Below are 26,112 nucleotides of genomic sequence, written 5' to 3' on the forward strand. Positions count from 1 at the left end.
TTTTTATACTGTGGCCCACCCCGTAATTTAAGGAAAGCCCCATGAGTGAAGAGAAGCTTAAGATGATCGCCGGAGAGCTGTATCAGCCCGGAGACGCGACGCTACGCGCGGACCGCCTGCATGCCAGGCAGGAGCTGCATCGTTACAACCATTCGGCGCCGGACGAACGTCAGCTACGCAAAAACTGTCTGACCGCATTATTTGGTCAGGCGGGCGATGCCTGGATTGAGCCAACCTTCCGCTGTGATTATGGTTACAATATTTTTCTCGGCAGTAATTTCTACGCTAATTTTGACTGCGTCATGCTCGACGTCTGCCCGATACGGATCGGCGATAACTGCATGTTGGCGCCCGGCGTACATATCTATACCGCCACTCACCCTCTCGATGCGACCGAGCGCAATAGCGGTAGAGAGTACGGCAAGCCGGTCACTATCGGTAATAACGTCTGGATTGGCGGCCGCGCGGTGATTAACCCCGGCGTGACGATCGGCGACAACGCCGTTATTGCCTCCGGGGCCGTGGTGGTAAAAGATGTGCCGCCGAATGCGGTCGTTGGCGGCAATCCCGCGCAAATCATCCGGATGCTGGAAGCTAAAAAAGAGTAACTGTTATGCTTTTCCGCAACTGATCTGTTACTTTTCCATCTGATTCCCGCAACCTAAAATAGCCTTCAGGCTGGGCCTTAGCAGAATTTGGGGACAAAATGACAGAAATACAGCAACTGCTGACCAACACTATTGATGAGCTCAATGTGAAAGAGAAGCGCGACAACCGCCCGCGCTTCAGCATAAGTTTTATTCGCAATCATCCGTGGCTGTTCGTCGCGATGTACGCCGCTTTTGCTGCGACCTTCGTCGTCATGTTCACTTCAGAGACGCTGGTGGATTCGGTATGGCTGCTGGTGGTGCTGTTTGCCCTGCTGAACGGCTTCTTTTTCTTTGACGTCTATCCACGCTATCGCTACGAAGATATCGACGTCCTCGACTTTCGCGTCTGCTACAACGGTGAATGGTACAACACCCGCTTCGTACCGCCTCAACTGATCGAGAAGATCCTGCAGTCGCCGCGCGTCGCGGGCGAGCAGAAAACGCAGCTGCAAAAAATGATTGCGACCAAAGGCGAGCTGTCGTTCTACGATGTCTTTAGCCTTACCCGCGTCGGCACTGCCTGATAAGACGATTTAACGTCCGCAGCGCAGGAACAAAATGCGAGGCGGACGTATTGCCATATCCCAGCACCAGCCCGCTTCGCGCGCGCCGTGCATCGAGATAGAAGCGGCTTAATGCCGCCGGGGCCTGCTGATAGCGGCGGGCCTGCTCAACCACCGCCGCATCATCAATACCCTCAATCGCAACCGTCAGATGCAGCCCACCCTCGCCGCCGAGGATATCGCAAGGCAGAGTCAGCTCCCTGGCCAGGGCTTCGCGCAACTGCAGCCGGCGCTTTCGATACAAACGGCGCATTGCGCCCAGATGACGGGCATAGTGGCCCTCTTCGATAAAGAGCGCCAGCGCCCGCTGTTCAGCGCGATGGCCGCCCCGCAGCAGCGCGCCAATCGCGCCCTGCGCCACAGCGGCCAGCGCCGGCGGCATGACGACAAAACCAATGCGCAGCGCCGGAAACAGCGTTTTACTGAACGTACCGAGATAGACTACCGGCGCGTCTTTTACCATTCCCAGCATCGCCGGGATCGGCTCACCGCTGTAGCGAAACTCGCTATCGTAATCATCTTCCACGATCCAGGCATTATGCTGGCGCGCATACTCCAGAAGCGCCAGGCGTCGCCCGGCGCTCATCACCGCTCCGCACGGATACTGGTGCGAAGGCGAAGTGAAAATCAGCCTCGGCGTTTCGCCCTCGTCAACCTCCGGACGCATTCCTTCGCTATCGACCGCCATCCCCTTCACCCGCAGCCCGGCCTTGAGAAACACGCTTTTTGCGCCTAAATATCCCGGCTCCTCCACCCAGGCGGTATCGCCGGCCACGCTCAGCAGGTGGGTACATAGATTGACCCCCTCAAGCGCGCCTTCGGTAATAACAATCTGCCGGGCATCGCAGCGAATACCGCGCGACAGCGCCAGATGGCGAACGATAGCCTGCCGCAGCGCCAGATCCCCCGCCGCATCGCCATAGCCCAGCAGCGCGCTGCCCTCCTCGCGCAGGACGCGATCGAGCAGGCGTCGCCAGATGGAGAGAGGGAAGTAGTTAATCGCCGGCGTACCGGGAGTGAAGGCCAGCGCCGGCGAATCGCGCCGGGTGCCCGCCGGAAGCGCCAGCAAACCTTCCGGCAAAGCAATCGCGGGTATCGCGACCTCGCTCTCCGGCGAAGACTTGAGCGCCGCGACGTGCGTCCCCTGGCGGCTGCGTAGCAAATAACCTTCCATCGCCAGCTGTTCCAGCGCCGCGTTAATCGTATTGCGCGAGAGATTGAGCCACGTAGCGATTGCGCGTGAACCCGGCAGACGGCTGCCTCCTGCCAGAGTCCCCTGCAAAATAGCGCCGCGCAGGGCGTGGTACAGCGTCCGCTGCAGCGTCTCATCGCCCCTGTCGCGCAGGGCATGTTCCAGTAAAGTGAAAAAGGCGTGGTCAGGGATATTCATTGCGGCTCCTCGTGGCACCATGAAAATATAATTCAATGGCACTTTTTATGGAACCAGCAAGACCTTAGTCTCACCGTATCCATCCATACAAGGAAAGCGAAATGAATCAGCATAACCACTTCGGCCAACCCGTTGGCGATGCCCTGCCCGACTGGCAGCCGCGCCCCCACCCGCAGCGGCAAACCCTGCAAGGCCGTCTCTGTTACCTGGAGCCGCTGGCCGGGCAGCACGCGGAGGCGCTATTCGCGGCCCATCAGCTGGCCCCGGATACGCGCAGCTGGACCTGGCTGCTGCGCGAGCCTGATAGCAGCGTCGAAGAGTTTAGCGCATGGGTAGATGGCCTGGCCGAGCTTAGCGACCCGCTTCATTTTGCAGTCATTGACCGCCAGACCCGACGGCCCGTCGGCTCGCTGGCGCTGATGAGAATTGACGCCAATAATGGCGTTGTTGAGGTCGGGCACGTGCATTTTTCGCCGCTGCTTAGCCGAACGGCAATGTCCACTGAAGCCCACTGGCTGCTGATGCGCTACGTGTTTGATACCCTTGGCTATCGCCGCTATGAATGGAAATGCAACAGTCTGAACGAACCTTCCCGTCGGGCGGCGCGGCGGCTAGGTTTTCATTATGAGGGACGCTTTCGTCAGGCGCTGGTGATAAAGGGCCACAACCGGGATACCGACTGGTTTTCGATTATCGATAGCGAGTGGCCGCAGATTGATAGCGCTATGCAGAAATGGCTGGCCAGCGACAATTTCAGCGCCGATGGCCAGCAGCTCCGTACCCTGGAGAGCCTTCGCCCGCAATCGGACTAGCGCCTTTTTTTGCGCCCCTGCACGGCCTTAAAGCGGGGGTTGCTTTTGCAGATGACGTACAGCCGCCCTTTGCGTTTGACTATCTGGCAATCCGGATGGCGCTGTTTGGCGCTGCGTAATGAATTAAGCACCTGCATTATTCGCTCCTTTTCGCATCAATAAAGCCGCCGAAACGCTTGCGGAAACGAGCGGTGCTCCCCTCATTGGAGAAGGTTTTCTGCTTACCGGTGTAGTACGGGTGCGATTTGGAGGAGACGTCAATCGCCACGTAGGGATAGGTTACCCCTTCCAGATCGATCTCACGCTCGGTTTTTATCGTCGAACCCACTTTAAAATATTCATTAACGCTGGTGTCGTGAAACACAACGGTGCGGTAATGCGGATGAATATTCGCTTTCATGATGACCCCATAAGAGATGTTATAACATAACAATAAGGTTACGCCGCTTAAGAGTAAAGATCAACCATGAACAGAAAGGGGATTTAGGTACCGGGGGAGCGACCCGCGGCGGCGGATCGTATTGCGTCTCCGGGAATATCGCCGATAGGCAGCAGCCTCTATTGACAACATCTCGCTGTCACGATCGGCTGTTAAGCTGCGACTGAATGCTGAACGCAAGCGCCGACGGCATTTCAGCCCTCGTTTTCTCCGCGCGTTTAACGTCCTGAACGCCGCGGATCGTCCATTTTAGCCCGATATCGGCGGTCCCTTCCGATTCGGGCATTTTTATATCCGCTAATTATTGAGCTACACGCTTTGGCAACGGCGGCCCGGGCTGCTTCGTGACGGGCTGGCGGAACCAGGGCAAACAGAGCTGAATAAGCGGCCCGATGGTCAGCGCATACAGCACGGTGCCGACGCCAAAGGTGCCTCCAGCCATCCAGCCAATGAGCAGCACCGATACCTCGATGGCGGTGCGGATCCCACGCAGCGACCAGCCGGTACGGGCGTGAAGCCCGGTCATCAGTCCGTCGCGCGGCCCGGGGCCAAATCCGGCGCCAATATACATTCCTGTCGCCAGGGCATTGAGGACCACCGCGCCGACCAGCATCAGGCTGCGCGCCACGAGCGATTCAAGCGGCGGCAAAACCGCCAGGGTCGCATTGGCCGCCAGGCCGAGCACGATCACATTACTGATGGTGCCCAGCCCGGGCATCTGGCGCAGCGGGATCCACAGCAGCAGAACCGCCGCGCCGGTCAGGATCATCACCGTGCCAAAATCCAGAGCAAACTGTTTACCCATGCCGAGATGAAAAACATCCCACGGGTCGGCGCCAAGATTGGCATGCACAAAGAGCGCGGTCGACACGCCGTACAGGACAAGACCGATATAGAGCTGCAGTAGACGACGTAACATTTTTTACCCCTGGATGATTGCGGACCTCGCCATCATCGGCAAAAATGGATTGATAATTAATGGCCAGTTTTACAAAAGTGGATCGCTATGGCTGCTCGTCGCTTTGGTACGCAATCGTTGGTTCGCCTGCTGGGAAACTGGCAGGAGTCCGCCTCCCGCACGCCGCTCTGGCGCCAGCTGGCGGAAGCCCTGAGGCTATTGATTCTCGATGGCCGCCTGACGCTGGAGACGCGCCTGCCCGGCGAACGCGAGCTGGCGGCAGCGCTAAGCGTTAGCCGCACGACCATAGCCAGCGCGCTCGGCCAGCTGCGGGAAGAGGGGTATCTTTATAGCCGCCAGGGCAGCGGATCGCGCATCGCCCTGCCCCAGCGCCAGGCCGGAGCCACGGAACAGGTCATCAGCGCCGCCTCGGTGAATCTGGCCACCGCCGCCCTCAGCGCCGGGCCGGAAATCCATCAGGCCTATCATCACGCGCTGAGTGTAATGCCCCAGCATCTGACCAGCACCGGCTACGATCAGCAGGGACTGCCGGCGCTGCGCGAGGCGATAGCCCGCCGCTACTGCGAGCGCGGTTTACCGACCCAGGCTGATGAAGTGATGATTGTTAACGGCGCGCTTAGCGGCCTGGCGCTGGTTCTGCGCTTAATGACCGGGCCCGGCGACCGCGTGGTGGTCGACGCCCCAACCTATCCCATGGCCATCAGCGCGATTCAGGGAGCCTCCTGTCGACCGGTTGGCGTGGCGCTGCCCTCTCAGGGCTGGGACTGCGACGGGCTGGCGGCAACCATTGCGCAAACCGCCCCGCGCCTGGCCTGGCTGATGCCGGACTTTCACAATCCCACCGGCCGCTGCATGGATAGCGCGACCCGCCAGCGGGTTGCCGATATTGCGGCCCAAACGCGCACCACGCTGGTGGTCGATGAGACCATGGTTGATTTATGGTACAACGCCCCGCCGCCGCCGCCGCTGGCGGCCTTCAATCCCGAGGCGCCGGTGATCACCATCGGCTCCGCCGGCAAAAGCTTCTGGGGCGGGCTGCGCATTGGCTGGATCCGCGCGTCGTCCCGTACCATCGCCTCTCTCGTCCAGGCTCGCGACTCCCTGGACTTAGGCTCCCCTCTGCTCGAACAGCTGGCCTGCTGCTGGCTGCTGGAAAATGAAAAGCAGCTGCTCCCGCCACGCCGGGCGATGCTGACCGCCCGCCGGGACATGTGCGGTAAATTAATGGCTGAGTATTTTCCCCACTGGCATTTTACACCGCCGGAGGGCGGGCTCTCTTTTTGGGTTGAACTACCTGGCATGCTGGCGACACTTCTTTCCGCGCGGGCGGAAAGCCGCGGCATTCATATCGGTACCGGGACGCGCTTTGGCCTCGCAGGAGCTTTTGATCGCTATCTGCGGCTACCGTTTACGCTGGAGGATGAGGCGTTGCGCAGCGCCTTCACGACGCTACAGCCGCTGTGGCACAGTCTCGCACAGCAGAGTGAAAATACGCGGACGCGTAAAATAATATAATAAAATATCGACGGGCTGTGTTCAGCCCGTCAAAAGTCATCATCCATGACCGATATGAGATGTTTTTATAAAATTGCAGTTCATCTTGTCATCACAATATGTCAGCGTAATGACAACGTTCACCGCATTTGATTAATGCTGGCGCGGAATGGGAAAACTTTTTAGTGAGATAATAAAGCCATCGTCATCTTTTTTTATTTTTGCCCCGGTTTCGCACCAGTCGGAAGCAATGCGAAAGAACTCATCGCTGCCGATATTCCGGTTCAGGCGCACGTGCTTCACATACCCTGAACGTAACATGTCGCAGGCTTCGCTGTAGCTGCTGGCTGTAGAGAGTTGTTGTTTCATTTTCTCTTCTTCAGAATCTTTCTTAATGCTTTGATTTCTTTAGGGGTTAATGGGGTAGCTTCCTCTTCGGTATGCTGGCTATCAATATCCTCTTCCGAAACCCCCGCCTCGTCCGCTGAATCCGCTATTTGAAAAGCGAGTCGCAGCAGTTTCTCCGTCGCAGTACCCAGATTTTCGTTGTTTACTTCGGCATAGTGACGCAGCTTCTCTTTTAATTCTGCATCAATTTTTACGTTCAAAACCACAGTGGTCATAGTCACGCTTCCCGTGCAATAAATTCATCATAATTAATACACGAAGTTAACATGTTGATCCAGACATATATTTACGGCTTGTAATCTGGCAACAAATTCCCATTGCTAATCTGCCAGTTATTCATGACATCTTAATGACGGATATATTTCATTATTATTTCAAAATTATGACAGCTCATTTTTCGGCGTAGCAGAAGAGTCGCTATTCTGCAAAATAAATTATTTTCCGCTGCCGGGCGGCGAGCCTTTTCGGGTCGCGTAGAAGCAGATAAAGAGCGAATCCTGACCGATAATCAGCCACCGCGTTGCGTGGAACGGCTTCACTCGATGGAAGGCGACTGCCGCCCCCTGCGAGGTCCACTCTCAGGCTATCCAGTTTGGTTTCATACCTGTCGCGGGCGGCCTGCTTCCCCTCCCGCAGGCTGGCTCCTTTTGCTGCTTCCGCCTTCAGGCGGCTAGCGCGGCGCGAGCCTCACTCACTGTCAGCAGTTGTCGTATTGGATACGCGGGGCTCGGCGTGCCGATCGAGTATCTGTTGGCGGCCTCACTGATGGCTATTCCCGGTGGGATCCTGTTTGCCCGTTTACTCAGCCCCGCGACGGAAGAGTCGAAGGTTGATTTTGATAATCGGTCATTCAATGAAACGCCCGCGCGCAGCTTCATAGAAGCAGCGGCATCCGGCGCCATCATTGGCCTGAAGATCGCCGCCGGGCTGGCAACGGTGGTAATGGCATTCGTTGGCATCATCGCGTTGATCAATGGGATTCTAGCCGGCATCGGCGGCTGGTTTGGTTACGGTCATGCAAGCCTACAGGCTATTTTAGGCGTAGCGCTGGCGCCGCTGGCATGGCTAATGGGCGTTGACTGGAGCGATGCTGCGCTGGCGGGCAGCCTGATCGGCCAGAAGCTGGTGGTTAATGAGTTTGTTGCCTATCTTAGCTTCTCACCCTACCTGCACGATCCCGGTCTATTGGACAGTAAAACTATCGCCATTGTGTCGTTCGCCCTGTGTGGATTCGCCAATTTCGGCTCCATCGGCGTGGTGGTGGGGGCTTTCTCCGCCGTGGCGCCGGAGCGCACCTCGGAAATCGCCCGCCTGGGCATGCGGGCCCTGCTCGCAGCGACATTATCGAATCTAATGAGCGCCACTATCGCCGGTTTCTTTATCGGTATTGGCTAAGAGCCGGATTCAGCTCTCTCCTGTCGCCCGCAGCCCTGCCAGCAGGGGCTGCGGGCGTCTTACCGTATTCTTCTTAATGAAATCCAGATGAAGGAAAATGCAATGACGGCGTTGGAAAAACAATTACTGTTTCTGCGAGAAATCGACAAACTTAAAACGGTTATACGGCAATCACCGCTGCTTGATAAAAGCCGTAAGGAAAACTCCGCCGAGCACTCATGGCATCTGGCGATGTACGCCTTAATCCTGAGCGAATATGCCCATGGTGCGATGAATCCCTGTCGGGTGATAAAAATGCTTCTGCTGCATGACATTGTCGAAATAGACGTCGGCGATCACCCCATCCATGGCTCTTATTCCGGCGATCTGTTTCAGGAGGAGTCGGCCGCCGCAGCGCGGCTGTTTGGTTTACTGCCGCAGCCGCAGAGCGGCGAGCTGCTTAATTTGTGGCAGGAATTTGAGCGGGCAGAAACCGCAGATGCGCAATTTGCTAAGACCCTCGACCGCTTTCAGCCCCTGCTGGTGAATATCTTTACCGATGGAGGAACCTGGCAAGAAAACGGCGTATCGCTTGAACAGGTATTAACCCGTTATGGGCCGACGATAAAAAGAGGCTCACCCGCGCTATGGGCAACCTGCGAGAATTTGCTAATGAAGCATTTTGCTAGCATTTAGCCACCGTTGCATGGTCAGAAACGTAGACAAATAGCGGCTCAGCGGAACAGGCGACGGCTGGCTTGCCAGAGCTTAGGTAGAGGTCTTGTACGGAGAAGATAAGCTTGCAGCTGTCTGGCGCAGAATTGGGTGGGGGCCCTGCCAGCTACATCCCGGCACACACGTCGTCTGCTCTGGCTGCTTCCTTCCGGATCTGACCTGGTAAACAGAGTAGCGTTGCGGGAGAACCAACAGAGCCCCCATTGAGAGCGTTGTTAACCAACGCGCCGGCGCATTATCCCCACTGCGGCGCTGAATTGCAAGCCGACGTCGCTCGGATGCTGGTTTATTGCGCAAAGCCGCCAATAAGCTGGCTGCAACCCGTCGCGGGCCGGGCTGTTAAATTTCGATACAATCCTTTCAGAGCAATACGGGGGATTGCGAGCGCCGTCGCGGCGCGATGCCTGATGCTCATCCATACTTTATCGAATATCGAAGCCCTCTTTCTAATCAACATCTTATCCTGATGGGGCAGCAATGAGTGAATCACCGCGTTTGACGTCAACCCTGGCGATGCCGGCGATCGACGGCGTGACCGTGTCCTTTAAGGGCTTGCACTATCTGCGCCCGGAGCTGGTGCTGGATTTTGTCTCCATCAGCAGCGGCACGATGCTGGCGGTAACGCCGGTGGCGCTGCTCTACTCCACCGTAGGCGTGCTGCAGAGCGTCGAGTTACGCAGGCTGCCCATCGCGGTTTGTGGGCGCGTGGTTTACCCCATCACCTCGCAAAAGCTCCCTCCCCTACGCGCAAAGCTGATTATCAACGCGCAGGCCCGGCGGCTGAAATTTCTCGAAAGCCTGATGGCTATCACCCCGCATGACAACATACACGGGATGCAGACCCTTGGCCTGGCGCTGGAATTTACCCTCGCCCACCCGGCCTGAGCGGCGGGCTGTACAGCCCGTTATCCAGCGCTTATCCTGAACCTTTTCCGGTAACAGGACGCCTCATGGATCCTCAAGACACATTTCCTCAGCGGGTATGGCAGATTATCGCCTCGATTCCGGAAGGCTGCGTCGCCACCTACGGCGATGTCGCGCTGCTGGCAGGCTCGCCGCGCGCCGCGCGCCAGGTCGGCGGCGTGCTCAAGCGTCTGCCGGAGGGCTCTACTCTGCCGTGGCATCGGGTGGTTAATCGGCACGGCGATATTTCTCTAACCGGACCGGATCTGCAGCGTCAGCGTCAGGCGCTGCTGGAGGAGGGAGTACAGGTCTCCGGCGGCGGGCATATCGACCTGCAGCGCTATCGATGGATTTATTAAAAAAATGCCCCTGAACAGGGGCATCTGAGGTCTTATTGCGCGGCGGCCGGGCTGTTCGCCGCTCCGCCATCGCTGGAGACAGGCACCGCCGTTCGCTGTACCGGTACCAGCAGCAGATCGGCACGATTGCCGCCACCGTTCACCGCCGTCTGGACCGTATCGGTGATAAACATCAGCTGACCATTTACCGTAATGGCCGAACTCAGCAGGATACGCGCGTTAGGCTGAATATCCGCCTGGTTGTACGGCAGAACAAAGTCATACGGCGGCTGCTTACCTTCGGTACGTACGGCTTTCTGCGCCAGCACGCGCGACGGCGCGTCGGCCAGTGAAGCATCAGACAAGGTCACGGTCAGTACCGCATCCGGCGGCAGGGCAACTTTTTGCCGGATAGAGATTGTCCCGGAAACGTTAGGCTGTTGCTGCGACGACGTCAGTGACGCGATGCCGTAAGGATCGGCGGCAGCCGCGTTATTTTTCGCACTGTCGCTGTGATTATTGGCACATGCGGTCAGCGCGGTGGCAACGGCTAAAGCAGTTAACATATAGGCAAATTTCATGTTGTTCTCCTTTTCATCCCTATATACGCAGGAGCATGCCCTACCGACAGGCTGGCATGAACATTTGTTTCGTGCATAAGTGTGGCACAGATCTCAGATCTCTTCCTGCAAGCGAAGCGTTATTCAGATTATTACACCCATCGGACCACTTGCGATTCCAGGTTATACTTTGCCTCAATACGTGCCGCGAGAAGCGGCTATCACCGATTGAGGGTTAATATGAGTCAGGCACTAACCAATCTGCTGGCATTGTTAAATCTGGAAAAAATTGAAGAAGGGCTGTTCCGCGGGCAGAGCGAAGATCTGGGACTGCGTCAGGTTTTTGGCGGCCAGGTCGTCGGCCAGGCGCTGTACGCGGCGAAAGAAACCGTGCCTGCCGAGCGTCTGGTCCACTCTTTCCACAGCTACTTCCTGCGCCCTGGCGATAGCCAAAAGCCGATTATTTATGATGTCGAAGTCCTGCGCGACGGCAACAGCTTCAGCGCGCGCCGGGTGGCCGCGATTCAAAACGGCAAGCCCATCTTCTATATGACCGCCTCTTTCCAGGCCCCGGAGCCGGGCTACGAGCACCAAAAAAAGATGCCAGCGGCCCCGGCGCCGGACTCTCTGCCTTCCGAGACCGATATTGCTCGTAAGCTGGCGCACCTGCTGCCGCCGCAGGTCAAAGAGAAGTTCCTCTGCGATAAGCCCCTTGAGATCCGCCCGGTTGAATTCCATAACCCGCTAAAGGGCCACGCGGCAGAACCGACCCGCCAGGTATGGATCCGCGCCAACGGCCCCGTTCCGCAGGATATCCGCATCCACCAATACCTGCTGGGCTACGCCTCGGACTTTAACTTCCTGCCGGTCGCGCTGCAGCCGCACGGCGTGGGCTTCCTTGAGCCCGGAATGCAGGTTGCCACGATCGATCACTCGATGTGGTTCCATCGCCCGTTCAACGTTAATGAGTGGCTGCTGTATAGCGTTGAGAGCACCTCAGCCTCCAGCGCCAGGGGATTCGTGCGCGGCGAGTTCTACACCCAGGACGGCATCCTGGTGGCCTCGACGGTGCAGGAAGGCGTTATGCGCAACCGCAATGCATAGAGCGTAACGGCATAAAAAAAGCCTCCCGAGGGAGGCTTTGCTACTACTGGAGATAACACAAAGATCAGGCGTTGTAGGCGTTTTCGCCGTGGCTGTTGACGTCCAGACCTTCGCGCTCCTGCTCTTCCGGTACGCGCAGACCGACGGTCATATCCGCAACTTTATAGCCGATCCAGGCGACGATGCCGGACCAGACGATGGTGATGGCGACGCTTTCCAGCTGTACCAGCAGCTGATGGCCCATAGTCACCCCTTCTGCGTAACCGACGCCGCCCAGCGAGGTGGCGGCAAAGATACCGGTCAGAATACAGCCGATGATGCCGCAGACGCCATGCACGCCGAACACATCGCACGGGTCGTCAACGCGCAGCCAGCGTTTCAGTACCGTTACGCCCCACAGACCCGCAAGGCCGGACGCCAGACCTACAATCAGCGCGCCGCCAATCCCGACGTAGCCACATGCCGGCGTAATGCCAACCAGGCCGGCAATCGCCCCGGAACAAGCGCCTAACAGCGACGGTTTACCGCGGGTAGTCCACTCGCCGAAGGTCCAGGCCAGGATCGCGGCGGCGGTCGCCACAACGGTGTTCACGAAGGCCAGGGCAGAAATTTCGTTTGCCGCGCTCGCAGAGCCGGCGTTGAAGCCAAACCAGCCTACATACAGAATCGCGGTACCGGTGAAGACCATCGGCAGGTTATGCGGTTTGAACGCTTCTTTGCCAAAGCCGACGCGTTTGCCCATCATATAGGCGCCCACCAGCCCGGCAACGGCCGCGTTGATGTGCACAACGGTGCCGCCGGCAAAATCCAGCGCGCCGTGCGTCGCCAGCAGACCGCCGCCCCACACCATATGCGCAATCGGCACATAGGAGAGCGTCATCCATACCACCACAAAAATCAGCACCGCGGAGAAGCGAATACGCTCCGCCAGCGCGCCGACGATCAGCGCCACGGTGATACAGGCGAACGAGCCCTGGAAAGCGACATGGATGTACTGATAGAAGGAGCCCATCAGCGCTTTCAGCTCAATATTTTTCAGCATTACCCAGTTGAAGTCACCGAAGAAGCTGCCGCCGGTGCTGAACGCCAGGGTATAGCCGTAAACCACCCACAGAATGCACACCAGCGCAAAGGTGACAATCACCTGAGTCAGCATGGAGAGCACGTTTTTGCCGCGAATCAGGCCGCCGTAAAACAGCGCGATGCCCGGAATCGTCATAAACAGCACCAGCGCGGTGCAGATCATCATAAAGGCGTTATCGGCCTTATCCGCCACCGCCGGTGCGGCCATGGCCAATCCCGGGAGAAGCGCCAGCGCACCCAGACCTGTTTTCATTGTTGTTGCTATTTTCATCTTCTCAATCCCCATCACTGTGTGGTCTGGACGTTACAGTGCCGCTTCGTCGGCTTCGCCGGTGCGGATGCGAATAACACGCTGCAGCTCGGCGACGAAAATTTTGCCATCGCCAATTTTTCCGGTGTATGCCGCTTTACTGATGACGTCGACGACCTCATCAAGCTGATCGTCGGCAATCGCGACGTCAATTTTTACCTTCGGCAAAAAGTTAACGCTATATTCGGCGCCACGGTACAGCTCAGCATGGCCTTTCTGGCGGCCAAACCCTTTCACTTCAGTGACCGTAAGGCCCTGAATGCCGATGGAAGATAACGCTTCGCGAACGTCTTCCAGTTTAAACGGTTTGATTACCACGGTAACCAGCTTCATAAGTCCCCTCCGATCAGAATTCGTAATGGCAGCAGCTAACACTCAGGGAATAAAGCAAAGGCTATGCCAGAAATGAAAAAGGACCGCAAAGCGGCCCTTTTGATAAGGAAAAGAGAGAAACGACCCGGGAGCGAGGAGGAAAGCGCCCGGCGGCGCCTAAAAGCGCACCATTTCAGTGCATAAAAGGTTGCATTTTTGCACCATGCGATATCGCCGCAGGATCGCTGCCTGCTTATAGTGCATCAGGCAATAAGAGACTCTTCCTGTGAGCTGGCCGCCAGCTCTTCGCCGGCCAGCTGCAGCTGATACATCTGCCAGTAGCGCCCTTTTTCCGCCAGCAGCTGCTGATGGTTTCCACGCTCAACGGCCTGGCCGCGATGGAGCACCAGAATCGTATCCGCTTCGACTATCGTCGACAGGCGGTGGGCAATCACAATCAGCGTGGTGTTCTGACGAACCCTCGCCAGCGCCTGCTGGATAGCCTGTTCGGTGCCGGAGTCGATATTCGCCGTAGCCTCGTCAAGAATCAGTATCTGCGGCGTATCAACCAGCACCCTCGCCAGCGCCAGCAGCTGTTTCTGCCCCACCGAGAGATTGTTGCCCTGTTCGCCCAGCTGGGTATAGAGTCCTCCCTCCATGCCGCGCGCCAGCTCCGCCAGCTGTACGGCTTCCAGCGCGTCCCAGACCTGCGCCTCGCTGATATCACGGCCGAGAGTGACGTTGGCGTAGAAGGTATCGGCCAGCACCACCGGATCCTGCTGCACCATCGCGACGCCCTGGCGTAATGCGCCGTGGCTTAAAGAGGAGAGCGGGCGGCCGTCAATACGGATCTCGCCTTTGCTCAGCGGGTAGTAGCCCATCATCAGGCTGGCGAGCGTACTTTTACCGCTGCCGGTGTGGCCCACCAGCGCCACAAAGCTGCGGGACGGAATGTCCAGATTGATATCCTGCAGCACCAGCCGATCGCCGCGGTAGGCAAATGAGAGATTCTCAATTGATACCGTCCCGCTGCGCAGCGGCGCATCGTCCTGTCCCCATGCCTGGCGCGGCCGATCCATCAGCTCGAAGACCCGCTCGCCGGCCACCACCGCCTGCTGCAGCATCGACTGCTGCGTGGTCAGTTCAATCAGCGGCTCGTTCAGCCGACCGAGATAGCTGATAAAGGCGTACAGCACCCCAACCTCAATGGTTTCCGTGGCGCTGAAGCCAAAGAGCATCAGCAGCCCACATAGCACCAGCGTCGAGAAGAGGCTGAGCAGCGGGCGCAGCAGGAAGCCGTCGAGACGCAGGGTTTGCATGCGCGCCAGATAGTGGGCATAGCTGGCCTCGCGCATCCGCTCGCCGAACCGCGCCTGCTGGCGGAACTGCTGGATAACGCCCATGCCGTTAATCACTTCATTAAAGCCGTCGTTGATGTCCGCCAGCCAGGCGCGCACCCGCCGGACGATAGGCGTGCTGTAGCGCTGATAGATCATCATGACGATTAGCACCGCCGGGAAAATCGCCAGCGCCACCAGCGCCATGCGCCAGTCGAGGCTGAACATCGCCACCAGCATTGCGCCAATCAGCGCCGCGCTGCGCAGTACCGTCGCCACCACGGTGACGTAGAGATCGCGGATCACCTCGGTGTCGTTAGTCACCCGGGAGATAAGCTGCCCAACCGGCTGAGTATCGAATTCGCTCAGCGGCTGGCGCAGCGCCGCGTCCATCACGTCGCTACGCAGCTGCTGAACGACGCCGACGGCGGCGCGGTTAAACAGCAGCGACTGGTTGTAGTGCAGCGTCGCCGCGAGGATCTGCAGGCCGATATAGGCCACTGCGAGACCGCTAACCAGCTTCAGCGGCAGCGAATTCTTCGCCACCATATTGTCGATGAAATAGCTGATCAACAGCGGGCCGCTGACTTCAGCCGCCGCAGCAACCCACATCATTCCCACCGCAATCAGCAGCGGTCGGCGCCACGGCGAGCCGTAGGTCAACAGGCGTTTTAAGGTTGGCCAGAGTTCGGTAAAACTACGCATCGGCAGCCTCCTCAAGTTCATGAGGGGCGTCATCCAGCGCCGCCTCCAGCTGCTGATAGCGGTACATATCGCGATACCAGCCCGGCTGCGCTGCCAGCACCTCATGGCGGCCGCGCTGGGCAATATGGCCGTGCTGCAGGACCAGAATTTCGCTGGCTTCCGTCAATGCCGATAGCCGGTGGGCGCTGATAATCACCGTCCGGCCCTCTCCCCACTGCCGCAGGTTATACAGTATCTGGTGCTCCGTACGGCCATCAACCGCCGACAGGGCATCGTCAAGAATCAGGATTTCCGCCTCCAGCAGCAGCGCGCGGGCGATGGAAATGCGCTGTTTCTGCCCACCGGAGAGCATCACGCCGCGTTCGCCCACCTCGGTCTCGTAGCCCTGAGGCAGGCGCAGAATATCCTCGTGAACGCTGGCAAGGCGCGCCACTCGCTCAATTTGTTCGGCCGTCGCCTCGGGCCTGCCGAGCGCGATGTTATTTGCCACGGTGTCGGAAAACAGGAACGGCGTCTGATTGACCACCGCCAGCCGACCGCGCCAGCCGTCCAGCTGTAGCCGGGTGAGTGGAATATCATGGAAACGAATATCCCCCTGGGTGACGTCGAAGTGGCGCTGTATCAGCGCCAGAATCGTGCTTTTCCCCGAGCCGGTTGGCCCGCAGATGCCGAGCATTTGCCCCGGCTGCAGCACAAAATTGACCTTTTCCAGCGACGCTTTGCTGGCCTGCGGATAGATAAACTCACGCACGGCGACGCTCAGCGTTCCGCGCCCTTCCGGCGCCGTTTCGCTACCGTCGTTGACTGCCGGCGCTTCCTCCAGCATCGTGCGAATTCGGCTATAGGCCGCGCTGCCGCGCTCGACGATATTAAACATCCACGCCAGCGCCAGCATCGGCCAAATCATCAGCCCCAGATACATCACAAAGCTGGTGAGCTGACCCAGCGTCATGCTGCCCTGCAGCACCATCCAGCTCCCGCCGCCGATCGCCAGCAGATTGGCGGTCCCGATGGCGATATAGATCGTCGGATCAAAGCGCGCATCGATACGCGCCACGCGCATATTTTTCTTACCGGTATCCTCCGCGTCGGCCGCGAACTGCGCCGACTGCCGATCTTCCAGGCCAAAGGCTTTAATCATGCGGATGCTGGTCAGGCTTTCCTGGGTTCGATCGTTGAGGCTTGAGAACGCCGCCTGCGCCACGCGAAAACGCTCGTGCAGGGCATCGCCGTTGCGCTTAATCACCAGCGCCATCACCGGCATCGGCAGCAGCGCCAGCAGCGTCAGCTGCCAGCTGATTTGCGTCGACATCACGATCAGCACCGCGCAGCCCATCACCAGCGAATCCACCAGCGTCAGCACGCCCTCCCCGGCCGCGAAGACCACCCGGTCAACGTCGTTGGTGGCGCGGGCGATCAGGTCGCCGGTGCGATGGCGCAGGTAGAAGGCCGGATGCTGGCGGCTCAGCTGGCGATAGAAATCTTCCCGCAGCTCGACGGCCAGCTGATAGGAGGCGCCAAACAACAGCACGCGCCAGACGTAGCGCAGCAGGTAAACCATTATCGCGATCAGTACCAGCACGCCAATCCACATCCACACCTTTTCCGCGGTGTAATGTTCTTTGGTGACGCCATCAACCACAACCCCCACCACCTTAGGCGGGATCAGCTGTAGGACGGCGATAATGGCCAGTAGAGCAATAGCGCCGAGATAACGGCGCCACTCCCGGCGGAAGTACCAGCTAAGTTGAGCAAATAATCGCAAGCAGTTAAATCCTGAGTGTATAAATCGTCGCGGCAAACGCCGTTAATCAATCGGTAAGGCCGTGGTGTATTTTATCTGTTCCATGGCGAAACTCGAAGTCACATCGGAGAGCCCCGGAACGCTGTTCACCAGTCGTTTATAAAAATCGTCGTAGCGTTTCATATCCGCGACCTGCACCCGCAGCAGGTAATCATACTCCCCCGCCATGCGCCAGAAGCCGAGAACTTCCGCCATTTGCGTCACCTCGCTCACGAAGCGGCAGTACCAGTCGCTGCTGTGGTGCTGGGTCTTAATCAGCACGAAGGCCGTCAGGCCGAGACCGAGTTTTTCTGCGTCGAGCAGCGCGACCCGCTCGCGCAGGATACCTTCATCTTCCAGCCGCTTCAGCCGTTTCCAGCAGGGCGTGGTGGTCAGATTAACGGCATCAGCCAGCGCCTGCAAAGAAAGGGTGCAGTCCGTTTGCAGTAAAGAAAGCAGCTTACGGTCAATTTTATCTAACATAGCTCACCACGAGAGAAAAATTTACTACTTTCATTGTAATTCAAAGGCTAAATAGCAACAATTTTTCCTTCGACTTCCTTTAAGCTGGGCACAAAATGACAAACAGGAAATAAAGATGAACAGCGCCTGGGTAAAACACGCCATTAGCGAAATCAACGCCGACTATCAGCGATCCGCCGACACGCACCTTATTCGCCTTGCGCTGCCCGGCTTCCCGGGGATCCAGATCTATCTGAAGGATGAAAGTACCCATCCCACCGGCAGCCTGAAGCACCGCCTCGCGCGCTCGCTCTTCCTTTATGGTCTGTGCAACGGCTGGATCAAAGAGGGGACGACGATTATCGAGTCCTCTTCCGGCTCAACCGCGGTGTCCGAAGCCTACTTCGCCCGCCTGCTGGGCCTGCCGTTTATTGCCGTGATGCCCTCCTGTACGGCGAAGCGCAAAATCGAACAGATCGAGTTTTACGGCGGCCGCTGCCATTTCGTGAACAGCGCCTGCGAAATCTATGCCGCGTCCGAAACCCTGGCCCGCGAGCTGAACGGCCACTATATGGACCAGTTTACCTTTGCCGAGCGGGCGACCGACTGGCGAGGAAACAATAACATTGCCGACAGCATCTTCCGCCAGATGACCCATGAGCCGCATCCGCAGCCGTCGTATATCGTGATGAGCGCGGGTACCGGCGGAACTTCGGCAACCATCGGCCGCTATATCCGCAGCCAGGGCTACGACACTCAGCTGATGGTGGTTGACCCGCAAAACTCGGTGTTTCTCGACTACTGGCAGAGCCGCGACGCCAGCCTGCGCAGCCCGATCGGCAGCAAAATAGAAGGCATCGGTCGCCCGCGCGTCGAACCGTCGTTTATCCCGGATGTGGTTGATGAAATGCTGCGCGTGCCGGACGCCGCCAGCGTCGCAACCGCCCTGTGGCTGGAAACGCTGCTGGGCCGTAAGGTCGGAGCCTCCACCGGCACCAATATGTGGGGCGTGCTGGAGCTTGCCGTACGCATGCGCGCCGAAGGACGGACCGGCTCGATTGTGACCCTGCTCTGCGATAGCGGCGAGCGCTACCTCGAAAGCTATTACAATCCGCAGTGGGTAGCGGCCAATATCGGCGACATCGCGCCATGGCAGGCGAAAATTGCGGCAAGAGTGGCAGCGCAATAAAAAAAGCCAGGCTTAATGCATCATCACGATGCCCAGGCCTGGCTTGCTGGAATGGTCTGATTATTCGGGGGAATAAGGAAGATCGGGATTATCCAGCCAATGCGTTAAAAAGTGGGAAACGGCCTGGTTACGGCAGTCTCCAATAACCGGTAAATGCGGCAGCTCAGCCTTGAGCTGCGCCATGGCGTTGCCCATTATCACCCCGCGCCCGACGCTGCCCAGCATCTCGCGGTCGTTCATCGCGTCACCAAACGCCATACAATCCTGCAGCGTCAGGCCAAGATGCTGGCTAAGCATAGCCAGCGCCGCGCCCTTATTACAGCCGTTCGGCAGCACTTCCAGGCACTCAACGGCCGAGAAGCATATATGCGCGCGATCGCCCAGGGCTTCAGTTAGCTGGATTTTCAGCCGCTGGAGATCCTGATGATCGCCGCAGAAGCACACTTTGGTGACCTCATGCGCCGACATGCGTTTTAAATCACGGATGTGGTAGCGGAAGCCGCTAAAGATATGCGCCTGCAGCAGCTCGGGGATCGCCTGCCCGGTAAACCAGCCGCCGTCGTTAAATACGTGCATGCTGGCCGCCGTATCCCAGGCGCCGTGCAGGACGAGTTCGGCAACCCCCGGATCAAGATCGCACTGATGCAGCACCTCCCCCTCCAGGGAGTGAACGCGCGTGCCGTTGCCGGTAATCAGGAACGCATCGAGCGCGAACTCGCCGATTACGTGACGCATTTCCAGAGCATGGCGCCCGGTGGCAAAGGTCAGGGTTATATCGCGCTCGCGCAGACGTTTGAGGGCCGAAAGCGTGCGCTCTCCCAGACGATGGTCCGGCATTAACAGCGTACCGTCCATATCAAATGCAGCGAGTCTGGCCATGTTTTGCTCCCGGAGGTGAGGTGGTTTTGCTTGTGCTCCAGTATTGCCTGATATATACGGAAGTAATAGTGAATAGATATTTTTTATTGTTCCGGGTTTATTAGCGCCGTTTGCGCTGATGTAGCCCCCTGAAACACCGGACAGTAGCTGTATCTCCAGATAAGAGATAGGCTTAAATATATGTCTAACAACCATGTTAATTTTGAGATGACCGGGATCCTGTTAGGGCAAGAAGCCCGTAAGCGTAAGACTCCGCAAGAGAAAATTGCCATCATCCAGCAAACAATGGAGCCGGGTATGAATGTCTCCCACGTTGCTCGTCTGCACGGTATTCAGCCCAGTCTGCTGTTTAAATGGAAGAAGCAATATCAGGAAGGTAGCCTCACCGCCGTTGCGGCCGGAGAGGAAGTGGTTCCGGCTTCGGAGCTGGCGACTGCACTCAAACAGGTCCGGGAACTACAGCGTCTCCTGGGTAAGAAGACGATGGAAGTTGAGATCCTCAAAGAAGCGGTGGAGTACGGCCAGTCGCGAAAATGGATAGCGCACGCGCCCTTGTTGCCAAAGGACGGGGAATAGCTCTGGTTAGTCGCACCATGAGCGTGTCGCGTGCGCAGTTATCACTGCGGGTGAGCCGCTCTGCCGACTGGCAGGACAGGCGCAGCAACCGGCGTAATGACGAAGCTGATGCAGAGATACTGTCGGAGATCCTCGGCATCATCAGCGACATGCCCAGCTACGGTTACCGGCGGGTGTGGGGTATCCTGCGTAAGCAACGCCGTGTAGAGGGACTTCCACCGGTGAACGCCAAACGGCTTTACAGGATAATGAGCGAGCATAACCTGCTGTTGTTGCGTGATAAACCAGAGCGTCCGAAGCGGGAGCATAAAGGCAAAATCGCGGTAGCGGAAAGCGATATGCGCTGGTGTTCAGACGGCTTCGAGTTCGGTTGTGACAACGGCGAGAAGCTTCGGGTGACGTTCGCACTGGACTGTTGCGACCGGGAGGCCATAGACTGGGCAGCGAGCACGGGAGGCTACGACAGTTCAACGGTACAGGATGTGATGCTGAGGTCAGTGGAAAGGCGCTTCGGTAGCACGCTGCCGGGTAAACCAGTGCAGTGGCTGACAGATAACGGTTCAGCGTACACCGCGCATGAAACGAAGAAGTTCGCGCGAGAACTGAATCTGGAGCCGTGTACAACAGCGGTGAGCAGCCCACAAAGTAACGGCATGGCCGAACGGTTCGTGAAAACGATGAAGGAAGATTACATCGCGTTCATGCCAAAACCAGATGTGGGAACAGCGCTACAGAACCTTGCAGCGGCGTTCAATCACTACAATGAAAATCACCCGCACAGTGCGCTGGGATATCACTCTCCGAGAGAGTACCGGCGGCAGCGGGCATCGTTAACTTAAGATACAAAAGCTGTCCGGAGATGGCGGGTCAAGATCATTAGCGCCGTTTGCGCTGACCCCAATAGACGCAATGCAGCCAATACAAGCGCCAGTGATTGTCTTGTCAGGTGAAGTAGGTATACACAAAATCATTCGCCCTGCATCAAGGCGGCAAGCGCGCGAATCCCCGGGAGCTTACGCCAGTAAGTGGCCGGGGTGAGCAACAGCAAGCAACACAAGCACAAGCAACATAACCAACACAGAGGTAGCCTTGTCAGGTGAGGTGAATATACACAAAATCATTCGACCTGCATCAAGGCGGCAAGCGCGTGAATCCCCGGGAGCTTGCTCCAGTAAGTGGCCGGAGTGAACAATCGCAAGCAACACAAGCAGTCACAAGCACAAGCAACACAGCCAACACAACCAACACAGAGGTAGCCTTGTCAGGTGAGGTGAATATACACAAAATCATTCGACCTGCATCAAGGCGGCAAGCGCGCGAATCCCCGGGAGCTTACTCCAGTAAGTGACCGGGGTGAGCAAGCGTAGCCAACGCAGAGGCAGGTTGAAGGATGAAGTGTATATGAGATTACTGAACAGGCTGAACCAGTACCAGCGCCTCTGGCTGCCCTCTTCCGGCGCCCCGCAGCAGGTCACCGTGGGCGAGCTGGCGGAACGCTGTTTTTGCAGCGAACGCCATATCCGCACGCTGTTGCGCCAGGCGCAGGAGGCCGGCTGGCTGAGCTGGCAGGCCAGCTCCGGGCGTGGAAAACGCGGCACCCTTCTTTTTCACACCTCGCCGGAGATGCTGCGTAACGAGATGATGGAGCTGGCGCTCAATAGCGGGCAGCAGAAAAACGCGCTGGAGCTGGCCCAGCTGGCGCCGGTCGATCTTAAAGCGCTGCTATCGCCGTTCCTCGGCGGCCAGTGGCAGAACAATACGCCGACCCTGCGTATCCCCTACTATCGGCCGCTCGAACCGCTGCGGCCCGGTTTTTTACCCGGCCGGGCGGAGCAGCACCTCGCCGGGCAGATATTTTCCGGCCTGCTGCGTTTTGATGCGCAAAGCACCTGCCCGATGGGGGACCTGGCTCATCATTGGCAAGTCTCGGCGGACGGATTGCGTTGGCATTTTTACATCCGCTCGACGCTGTTCTGGCATAACGGCGACCCGATAGAGACGCCCCAGCTGCGGCAGCGTCTGCTGATGCTGCTCACGATCCCGGCATTGCGTACGCTCTTCGCCAGCATCAGCCGGATTGATGTTACCCACGCCCAGCGTCTGACAATTACGCTGTACCGTCCGGACTACTGGCTGCCGTTTCGCCTTGCCAGCTATTGCAGCGTCCTCGCGCATCCCGACGACCAGACAATCGGCAGCGGCCCGTTTATCCTCAAGCTGTTGAGCCCCGAGCTGGTGCGGCTGGAGAATCATCCCCGTTATCATCTGAATCATCCGCTAATCCAGGCCGTCGAATACTGGATCACCCCGCAGCTTTTTGAGCAGGATTTAGGCACCAGCTGCCGTCATCCGGTGCAGATAACGATTGGCGATGCCGATGAGCTGGCCCATCTTCGTCAGGTCAGCAACAGCATTAGCCTGGGGTTTTGCTACCTGACGCTGCGCCAAAGCCCTCGTCTGAGCAAAGCCCAGGCCCAGCGGCTGGTGGCGCTTATTCATCGCTCCTCGCTGCTGGAAACGCTGCCGCTGGACGAAGATCTGATAACCCCCAGCAACGAGGTGCTGCCCGGATGGTCAATTCCACAGGAGCCTGAAAACCGCCAGGTCGCGCTGCCCGAACGGCTGACTCTGCTCTACCATCTGCCGGTTGAGCTGCATACGATGGCCGAACAGCTACGGCGGCGGCTAAGCGAGCTCGGCTGCGACCTGACGCTTATTTTTCACGATGCCAAAAACTGGGACGGCTGCCAGCAACTGGCGCGGGCGGATTTGATCATGGGCGATCGCCTGATCGGTGAAGCCCCGGAATATACCCTTGAGCAGTGGCTACGCTGCGACAGAATGTGGCCCAACCTGCTGACCGGGGCGCAGTATGCACATCTGCAGGCAACGCTTGATGCGGTACAGATGCAGCCGGATGAGGGCAGCCGTAACGATGCCCTGCGTAACGTATTCAACCGGTTGATGGACGACGCCGTCATGACGCCGCTGTTCAATTATAATTATCGCATTAGCGCACCGCCGGGGGTTAACGGCCTGCGCCTTAACGCGCGCGGCTGGTTCGATTTCGCCAGCGCCTGGCTGCCGGCCTCATCGCCGCGATGAAGCTGGTCGCCGCGCTCATCAAGCGCTACCATACCGCTTTCATTTTAATAGCCAGGAATGACCATGAAACGCGCCGTAGTTGTCTTCAGCGGAGGACAAGATTCAACGACCTGTCTGGTGCAGGCTCTGAAACAGTATGATGAAGTGCACTGCGTCACTTTTGACTATGGGCAGCGCCACCGCGCAGAAATCGACGTCGCTCGCGAGCTGGCGCTAAAGCTGGGCGCCGTGGCCCACAAGGTGCTGGATGTGACCCTGCTCAATGAACTTGCCGTCAGCAGCCTGACCCGCGATAGTATCCCGGTTCCGGACTACGAACCGGACGCCAGCGGGATTCCGAACACCTTCGTTCCCGGGCGCAATATCCTCTTTTTAACCCTGACGGCGATCTACGCCTATCAGGTTAAAGCAGAGGCGATCATCACCGGCGTTTGCGAAACCGACTTCTCCGGCTATCCCGACTGCCGGGACGAGTTCGTGAAGGCGCTCAACCACGCCGTTAATCTGGGCATGGCAAAAGATATCCGTTTTGAAACGCCGCTGATGTGGCTCAACAAGGCTGAGACCTGGGCGCTGGCCGACTACTGGGGCCAGCTGGAGCTGATTCGTAGCGAAACCCTGACCTGCTATAACGGCATTAAGGGTGACGGCTGCGGGCAGTGCGCCTCCTGTAACCTGCGCGCCAACGGCCTGAATCAGTACCAGGCCGATAGGGTCGGCGTCATGGCGCAGATGAAGCAAAAAACGGGCTTACGCTAAGCATCGCCGGACGCTTGCCCCGTCCGCGCTTCGCGTAGCGGGGAAAGTGTCCTGGTATGGGTGGGGCGTGGCGGAAAATATGGCCGTCAGCCCTTTCCGCTACAGCTCCATCTGCTCGAGCTTCTCGCGCAGCTCACCTTCCAGCGGCAGCGCCTTCTGAGTTTTCAAATCGATACAGACAAAGGTAATCATCGCATCGGCGACCACTTCGCCTTCCGGATTGAGGGTTACCGTCTGGCTTAATGTGCCGCTTTTGCCGTTCAGCTGCTGTAGGCGGCTGGTGACGGTTAACACATCTCCGAGAACCGCCGGACGGCGGTAGTTAATATTGATATTCACCACCACGAACGCGATATTGCGCGCGGTGAGCCAGTGGAACGCCGCGCTGTTTTCCAGGCCATCCCAGCGCGCTTCCTCGAGGAACTCGAGATAGCGGGCATTATTAACGTGCTGGTAAACGTCCAGATGATAGCCGCGAACTTTAATTTGTGTCTGCATAGCGCAAGTGCCTTTGTCTTATTATCGTTAATGAGGTAAGAGGTCACACCACTTGTATGACCTCTTTAGTCTGGCAAAGATTTACGCTGCTGCAAACCCCCGATGCAAAATTACAGGGTGAGATGTGCCAGGTTACGCTCTACCAGCGCGTGCCCCATTCCGGGAACCTGCTTGAGATCGTCGATAGTCTTAAACGGCCCGAACTCTTCGCGATAGCTCACTGCTGTGGTCGAATAATCAGGACACTAAACTTACATCCAAAATGGAGGTGTTTAGTGAATCAGAAGCGAAAGTTTACGCCAGAATTTAAGAAGGAAACGGTGGCCCTGGTGCTGACGCAAAATTACTCCATTGCGCGTGCCGCAACTTCTTTGGGGATCAGCGCCAAAACATTGCGCAGTTGGGTCGCCGCCGCGCGCCAGCGCCATGAAAGTCCGCTTAGTGAAGATGAACAAGCTGAACTCCGAAGGCTACGTCTAGAAAACAAAGAGTTACGCATTGAGAAGGAAATATTAAAAAAGGCGAGCGCCTTCTTTGCGAAGCACATGTCGTGAGATACCAGTTTATCCTCGATAACGCAGGTAATTACAGGCTACGGACGCTTTGTCGCGTGATGCGCATTAGCCCGTCCGCATGGTATGCCTGGCGAAAAAAGCCGATAGCCTGCCCGTCGAAAGATACCGCAGTCAGGGTGATGCTCAAGGCGTTATTCTCTGCCAGTCGGGAAAGTGCCGGGAGCCGAACGCTGGTTAAAAAGCTCCGTGAAGAAGGCGTCACCATAAGTCGTTGGCGCGTTAGAAAAATCATGAGCGAAGAGGGACTTCTCTGCCGGCAACGCCGTGCCTGGAAGGTCACAACGAAACCGAAGAAAGGGGCTGATTTTGCACCAAATCTGTTGAATCAGAACTTCAATCCTCCCGGACCGGACCAGATATGGGTGAGTGATATTACGTATCTGAAAACGGGTGAAGGCTGGTTGTACCTGGCTGCGATCATGGATTTATATTCCCGCCGGATCGTCGGTTGGCACATTGACAAGAGAATGACATCGTCGCTGGTTTGCCGGGCTCTCATGCAGGCTTACAACCTGCGCAATCCACCGACAGGGCTGGTCGTCCATACCGATCGTGGAGCGCAGTATACCAGCAAGCGCTTCCAAACGCAGTTAACCAGTTACGGACTCAGAAGCAGCATGGGAGATGTTGGCGCCTGCTGGGATAACGCGGTAATGGAGCGTTTTTGGGGCAGTTTGAAACATGAATGGGTGCTGTTGATCCCGCAGCAGACGCGGGCAGGTATGAAACGTGATGTTGCAGACTATATGCGTTATTACAATCTTGACAGAAACCATGCTTCGAATGGGTATTTATCGCCAGTGCGATATGAACAGATGGCTGAGAAAAAAGTGTCCTGTTTAACTTGACC

The 26,112-nt window shown here is 57.6% G+C and carries 29 protein-coding genes, 1 other RNA gene and 2 pseudogenes; 14 read left to right on the forward strand and 18 right to left on the reverse strand.

What is annotated here, in order from left to right; translation table 11 throughout:
• Positions 1–41: 41 nt before the first annotated feature.
• Positions 42–608: a maltose O-acetyltransferase gene (maa, locus tag AC1M2H_RS21245; protein ID WP_480148951.1), complete on the forward strand. Its 567-nt coding sequence runs from the start codon at positions 42–44 to the stop codon at positions 606–608.
• Here the strand turns inward: maa and AC1M2H_RS21250 are convergent.
• Positions 595–717 carry a hypothetical protein gene (locus AC1M2H_RS21250; protein WP_426815533.1) on the reverse strand — a complete coding sequence of 41 codons (123 nt, stop codon included), beginning with the start codon at positions 715–717 and terminating at the stop codon, positions 595–597. The genes maa and AC1M2H_RS21250 overlap by 14 nt on opposite strands.
• Here AC1M2H_RS21250 and AC1M2H_RS21255 point away from each other — a divergent pair.
• On the forward strand, positions 707–1,174 hold the full coding sequence (locus tag AC1M2H_RS21255; RefSeq protein WP_426812848.1) for a YlaC family protein: 468 nt from the start codon (positions 707–709) through the stop codon (positions 1,172–1,174). The two genes, AC1M2H_RS21250 and AC1M2H_RS21255, sit on opposite strands and share 11 nt — an antisense overlap.
• Here AC1M2H_RS21255 and pdxR read toward each other — a convergent pair.
• Complete coding sequence (pdxR, locus tag AC1M2H_RS21260) at positions 1,152–2,603, reverse strand: MocR-like pyridoxine biosynthesis transcription factor PdxR (RefSeq protein WP_480148952.1); 1,452 nt, start codon at positions 2,601–2,603, stop codon at positions 1,152–1,154. The two genes, AC1M2H_RS21255 and pdxR, sit on opposite strands and share 23 nt — an antisense overlap.
• A gap of 101 nt (positions 2,604–2,704) precedes the next feature.
• Between pdxR and AC1M2H_RS21265 the strand changes: the two genes are divergently transcribed.
• Positions 2,705–3,415 (forward strand): GNAT family N-acetyltransferase, encoded by a 711-nt coding sequence (locus AC1M2H_RS21265; RefSeq protein ID WP_480148953.1) that lies wholly within the window; start codon positions 2,705–2,707, stop codon positions 3,413–3,415.
• Here AC1M2H_RS21265 and ykgO read toward each other — a convergent pair.
• From ykgO to yczE, 4 genes are all read right to left on the reverse strand, one after another.
• Positions 3,412–3,552: a type B 50S ribosomal protein L36 gene (gene ykgO / locus AC1M2H_RS21270; RefSeq protein ID WP_003859006.1), complete on the reverse strand. Its 141-nt coding sequence runs from the start codon at positions 3,550–3,552 to the stop codon at positions 3,412–3,414. The genes AC1M2H_RS21265 and ykgO overlap by 4 nt on opposite strands.
• The gene (locus AC1M2H_RS21275) at positions 3,552–3,815 is read right to left on the reverse strand and encodes a type B 50S ribosomal protein L31 (protein WP_480148954.1); all 264 of its coding nucleotides are present in this window, start codon (positions 3,813–3,815) and stop codon (positions 3,552–3,554) included. The genes ykgO and AC1M2H_RS21275 overlap by 1 nt, the downstream gene beginning before the upstream one ends.
• Before the next feature lie 178 nt (positions 3,816–3,993).
• A complete protein-coding gene (locus AC1M2H_RS21280; RefSeq protein WP_480148955.1) occupies positions 3,994–4,140 on the reverse strand; it encodes a hypothetical protein in 147 nt (48 codons plus the stop codon).
• Between the two features lie 15 nt (positions 4,141–4,155).
• Positions 4,156–4,773 carry a membrane protein YczE gene (yczE, locus tag AC1M2H_RS21285; protein WP_480148956.1) on the reverse strand — a complete coding sequence of 206 codons (618 nt, stop codon included), beginning with the start codon at positions 4,771–4,773 and terminating at the stop codon, positions 4,156–4,158.
• Positions 4,774–4,860: 87 nt separating this feature from the next.
• Between yczE and yczR the strand changes: the two genes are divergently transcribed.
• Positions 4,861–6,288 (forward strand): MocR-like transcription factor YczR, encoded by a 1,428-nt coding sequence (yczR, locus tag AC1M2H_RS21290; protein WP_480148957.1) that lies wholly within the window; start codon positions 4,861–4,863, stop codon positions 6,286–6,288.
• A gap of 132 nt (positions 6,289–6,420) precedes the next feature.
• On the opposite strand, the gene AC1M2H_RS21295 is transcribed toward yczR, so the two are convergent.
• Both AC1M2H_RS21295 and AC1M2H_RS21300 read right to left on the reverse strand, forming a co-directional pair.
• The gene (locus AC1M2H_RS21295; protein ID WP_480148958.1) at positions 6,421–6,636 is read right to left on the reverse strand and encodes a hypothetical protein; all 216 of its coding nucleotides are present in this window, start codon (positions 6,634–6,636) and stop codon (positions 6,421–6,423) included.
• Positions 6,633–6,890: a hypothetical protein gene (locus AC1M2H_RS21300; protein ID WP_426812855.1), complete on the reverse strand. Its 258-nt coding sequence runs from the start codon at positions 6,888–6,890 to the stop codon at positions 6,633–6,635. Before AC1M2H_RS21300 ends, AC1M2H_RS21295 begins: the two co-directional genes overlap by 4 nt.
• 487 nt (positions 6,891–7,377) lie before the next feature.
• Between AC1M2H_RS21300 and AC1M2H_RS21305 the strand changes: the two are divergent.
• Together AC1M2H_RS21305 and AC1M2H_RS21310 are read left to right on the forward strand one after the other, a co-directional pair.
• Positions 7,378–8,070, forward strand: a pseudogene (locus AC1M2H_RS21305) (nucleoside transporter C-terminal domain-containing protein); the annotation flags it as partial.
• A 102-nt stretch (positions 8,071–8,172) separates the two neighbouring features.
• Entirely contained in the window at positions 8,173–8,745 is a 573-nt protein-coding gene (locus AC1M2H_RS21310; RefSeq protein ID WP_480152303.1) for an HD domain-containing protein, read from the forward strand.
• Between the two features lie 136 nt (positions 8,746–8,881).
• On the opposite strand, the gene ffs is transcribed toward AC1M2H_RS21310, so the two are convergent.
• Positions 8,882–8,978, reverse strand: an RNA gene (gene ffs, locus AC1M2H_RS21315) — signal recognition particle sRNA small type.
• A gap of 283 nt (positions 8,979–9,261) precedes the next feature.
• Here ffs and AC1M2H_RS21320 point away from each other — a divergent pair.
• Both AC1M2H_RS21320 and AC1M2H_RS21325 read left to right on the forward strand, forming a co-directional pair.
• Positions 9,262–9,669 (forward strand): dTDP-glucose pyrophosphorylase, encoded by a 408-nt coding sequence (locus tag AC1M2H_RS21320; protein ID WP_480148960.1) that lies wholly within the window; start codon positions 9,262–9,264, stop codon positions 9,667–9,669.
• Between the two features lie 65 nt (positions 9,670–9,734).
• Positions 9,735–10,046 carry an MGMT family protein gene (locus AC1M2H_RS21325; protein WP_480148961.1) on the forward strand — a complete coding sequence of 104 codons (312 nt, stop codon included), beginning with the start codon at positions 9,735–9,737 and terminating at the stop codon, positions 10,044–10,046.
• 32 nt (positions 10,047–10,078) lie between these two features.
• On the opposite strand, the gene AC1M2H_RS21330 is transcribed toward AC1M2H_RS21325, so the two are convergent.
• Positions 10,079–10,606 (reverse strand): YbaY family lipoprotein, encoded by a 528-nt coding sequence (locus AC1M2H_RS21330; protein WP_480148962.1) that lies wholly within the window; start codon positions 10,604–10,606, stop codon positions 10,079–10,081.
• A 219-nt stretch (positions 10,607–10,825) separates the two neighbouring features.
• Between AC1M2H_RS21330 and tesB the strand changes: the two genes are divergently transcribed.
• Positions 10,826–11,689, forward strand: coding sequence for an acyl-CoA thioesterase II (tesB, locus tag AC1M2H_RS21335; protein ID WP_480148963.1), 864 nt, complete (start codon positions 10,826–10,828; stop codon positions 11,687–11,689).
• A gap of 64 nt (positions 11,690–11,753) precedes the next feature.
• Here the strand turns inward: tesB and amtB are convergent, their stop codons facing one another.
• From amtB to AC1M2H_RS21360, 5 genes are all read right to left on the reverse strand, one after another.
• Positions 11,754–13,043 carry an ammonium transporter AmtB gene (amtB, locus tag AC1M2H_RS21340; protein ID WP_480148964.1) on the reverse strand — a complete coding sequence of 430 codons (1,290 nt, stop codon included), beginning with the start codon at positions 13,041–13,043 and terminating at the stop codon, positions 11,754–11,756.
• 33 nt (positions 13,044–13,076) lie between these two features.
• Positions 13,077–13,415 (reverse strand): P-II family nitrogen regulator, encoded by a 339-nt coding sequence (gene glnK / locus AC1M2H_RS21345; protein ID WP_004858743.1) that lies wholly within the window; start codon positions 13,413–13,415, stop codon positions 13,077–13,079.
• Between the two features lie 242 nt (positions 13,416–13,657).
• Positions 13,658–15,436 (reverse strand): SmdB family multidrug efflux ABC transporter permease/ATP-binding protein, encoded by a 1,779-nt coding sequence (locus AC1M2H_RS21350; protein WP_480148965.1) that lies wholly within the window; start codon positions 15,434–15,436, stop codon positions 13,658–13,660.
• On the reverse strand, positions 15,429–17,201 hold the full coding sequence (locus AC1M2H_RS21355) for a SmdA family multidrug ABC transporter permease/ATP-binding protein (RefSeq protein ID WP_464414873.1): 1,773 nt from the start codon (positions 17,199–17,201) through the stop codon (positions 15,429–15,431). Before AC1M2H_RS21355 ends, AC1M2H_RS21350 begins: the two co-directional genes overlap by 8 nt.
• 42 nt (positions 17,202–17,243) lie before the next feature.
• Positions 17,244–17,702 carry an Lrp/AsnC family transcriptional regulator gene (locus AC1M2H_RS21360; protein ID WP_426812864.1) on the reverse strand — a complete coding sequence of 153 codons (459 nt, stop codon included), beginning with the start codon at positions 17,700–17,702 and terminating at the stop codon, positions 17,244–17,246.
• Positions 17,703–17,817: 115 nt separating this feature from the next.
• On the opposite strand from AC1M2H_RS21360, the gene AC1M2H_RS21365 reads away from it, so the two are divergent.
• Complete coding sequence (locus tag AC1M2H_RS21365; protein WP_480148966.1) at positions 17,818–18,870, forward strand: PLP-dependent cysteine synthase family protein; 1,053 nt, start codon at positions 17,818–17,820, stop codon at positions 18,868–18,870.
• A 60-nt stretch (positions 18,871–18,930) separates the two neighbouring features.
• On the opposite strand, the gene cof is transcribed toward AC1M2H_RS21365, so the two are convergent.
• A complete protein-coding gene (cof, locus tag AC1M2H_RS21370; protein WP_480148967.1) occupies positions 18,931–19,749 on the reverse strand; it encodes an HMP-PP phosphatase in 819 nt (272 codons plus the stop codon).
• A gap of 207 nt (positions 19,750–19,956) precedes the next feature.
• Between cof and AC1M2H_RS21375 the strand changes: the two genes are divergently transcribed.
• The 3 genes from AC1M2H_RS21375 (at position 19,957) to queC (ending at position 24,189) form a co-directional block, all read left to right on the forward strand.
• Positions 19,957–21,164 (forward strand): IS3 family transposase gene (locus AC1M2H_RS21375; protein ID WP_480151850.1). Its coding sequence is split into 2 segments (ribosomal slippage): positions 19,957–20,278 and positions 20,278–21,164, totalling 1,209 coding nucleotides; the frame shifts between segments, so codons are not numbered across the junction.
• A gap of 562 nt (positions 21,165–21,726) precedes the next feature.
• Positions 21,727–23,430: an SgrR family transcriptional regulator gene (locus AC1M2H_RS21380; protein WP_480148968.1), complete on the forward strand. Its 1,704-nt coding sequence runs from the start codon at positions 21,727–21,729 to the stop codon at positions 23,428–23,430.
• A gap of 63 nt (positions 23,431–23,493) precedes the next feature.
• The gene (queC, locus tag AC1M2H_RS21385; protein WP_480148969.1) at positions 23,494–24,189 is read left to right on the forward strand and encodes a 7-cyano-7-deazaguanine synthase QueC; all 696 of its coding nucleotides are present in this window, start codon (positions 23,494–23,496) and stop codon (positions 24,187–24,189) included.
• A 99-nt stretch (positions 24,190–24,288) separates the two neighbouring features.
• On the opposite strand, the gene AC1M2H_RS21390 is transcribed toward queC, so the two are convergent.
• Together AC1M2H_RS21390 and AC1M2H_RS21395 are read right to left on the reverse strand one after the other, a co-directional pair.
• Positions 24,289–24,687: a YbgC/FadM family acyl-CoA thioesterase gene (locus tag AC1M2H_RS21390; RefSeq protein ID WP_480148970.1), complete on the reverse strand. Its 399-nt coding sequence runs from the start codon at positions 24,685–24,687 to the stop codon at positions 24,289–24,291.
• 110 nt (positions 24,688–24,797) lie between these two features.
• Positions 24,798–24,908, reverse strand: a pseudogene (locus AC1M2H_RS21395) (helix-hairpin-helix domain-containing protein); the annotation flags it as partial.
• Between the two features lie 15 nt (positions 24,909–24,923).
• On the opposite strand from AC1M2H_RS21395, the gene AC1M2H_RS21400 reads away from it, so the two are divergent.
• Positions 24,924–26,110, forward strand: a protein-coding gene (locus AC1M2H_RS21400; protein WP_480151852.1) for an IS3 family transposase whose coding sequence is annotated in 2 segments (ribosomal slippage) — positions 24,924–25,200 and positions 25,200–26,110 — 1,188 coding nt in all. Because the reading frame shifts where the segments join, the coding sequence is not laid out codon by codon here.
• The last annotated feature ends 2 nt before the right edge of the window (positions 26,111–26,112 follow it).

This window comes from Klebsiella sp. F11 (assembly GCF_056712265.1).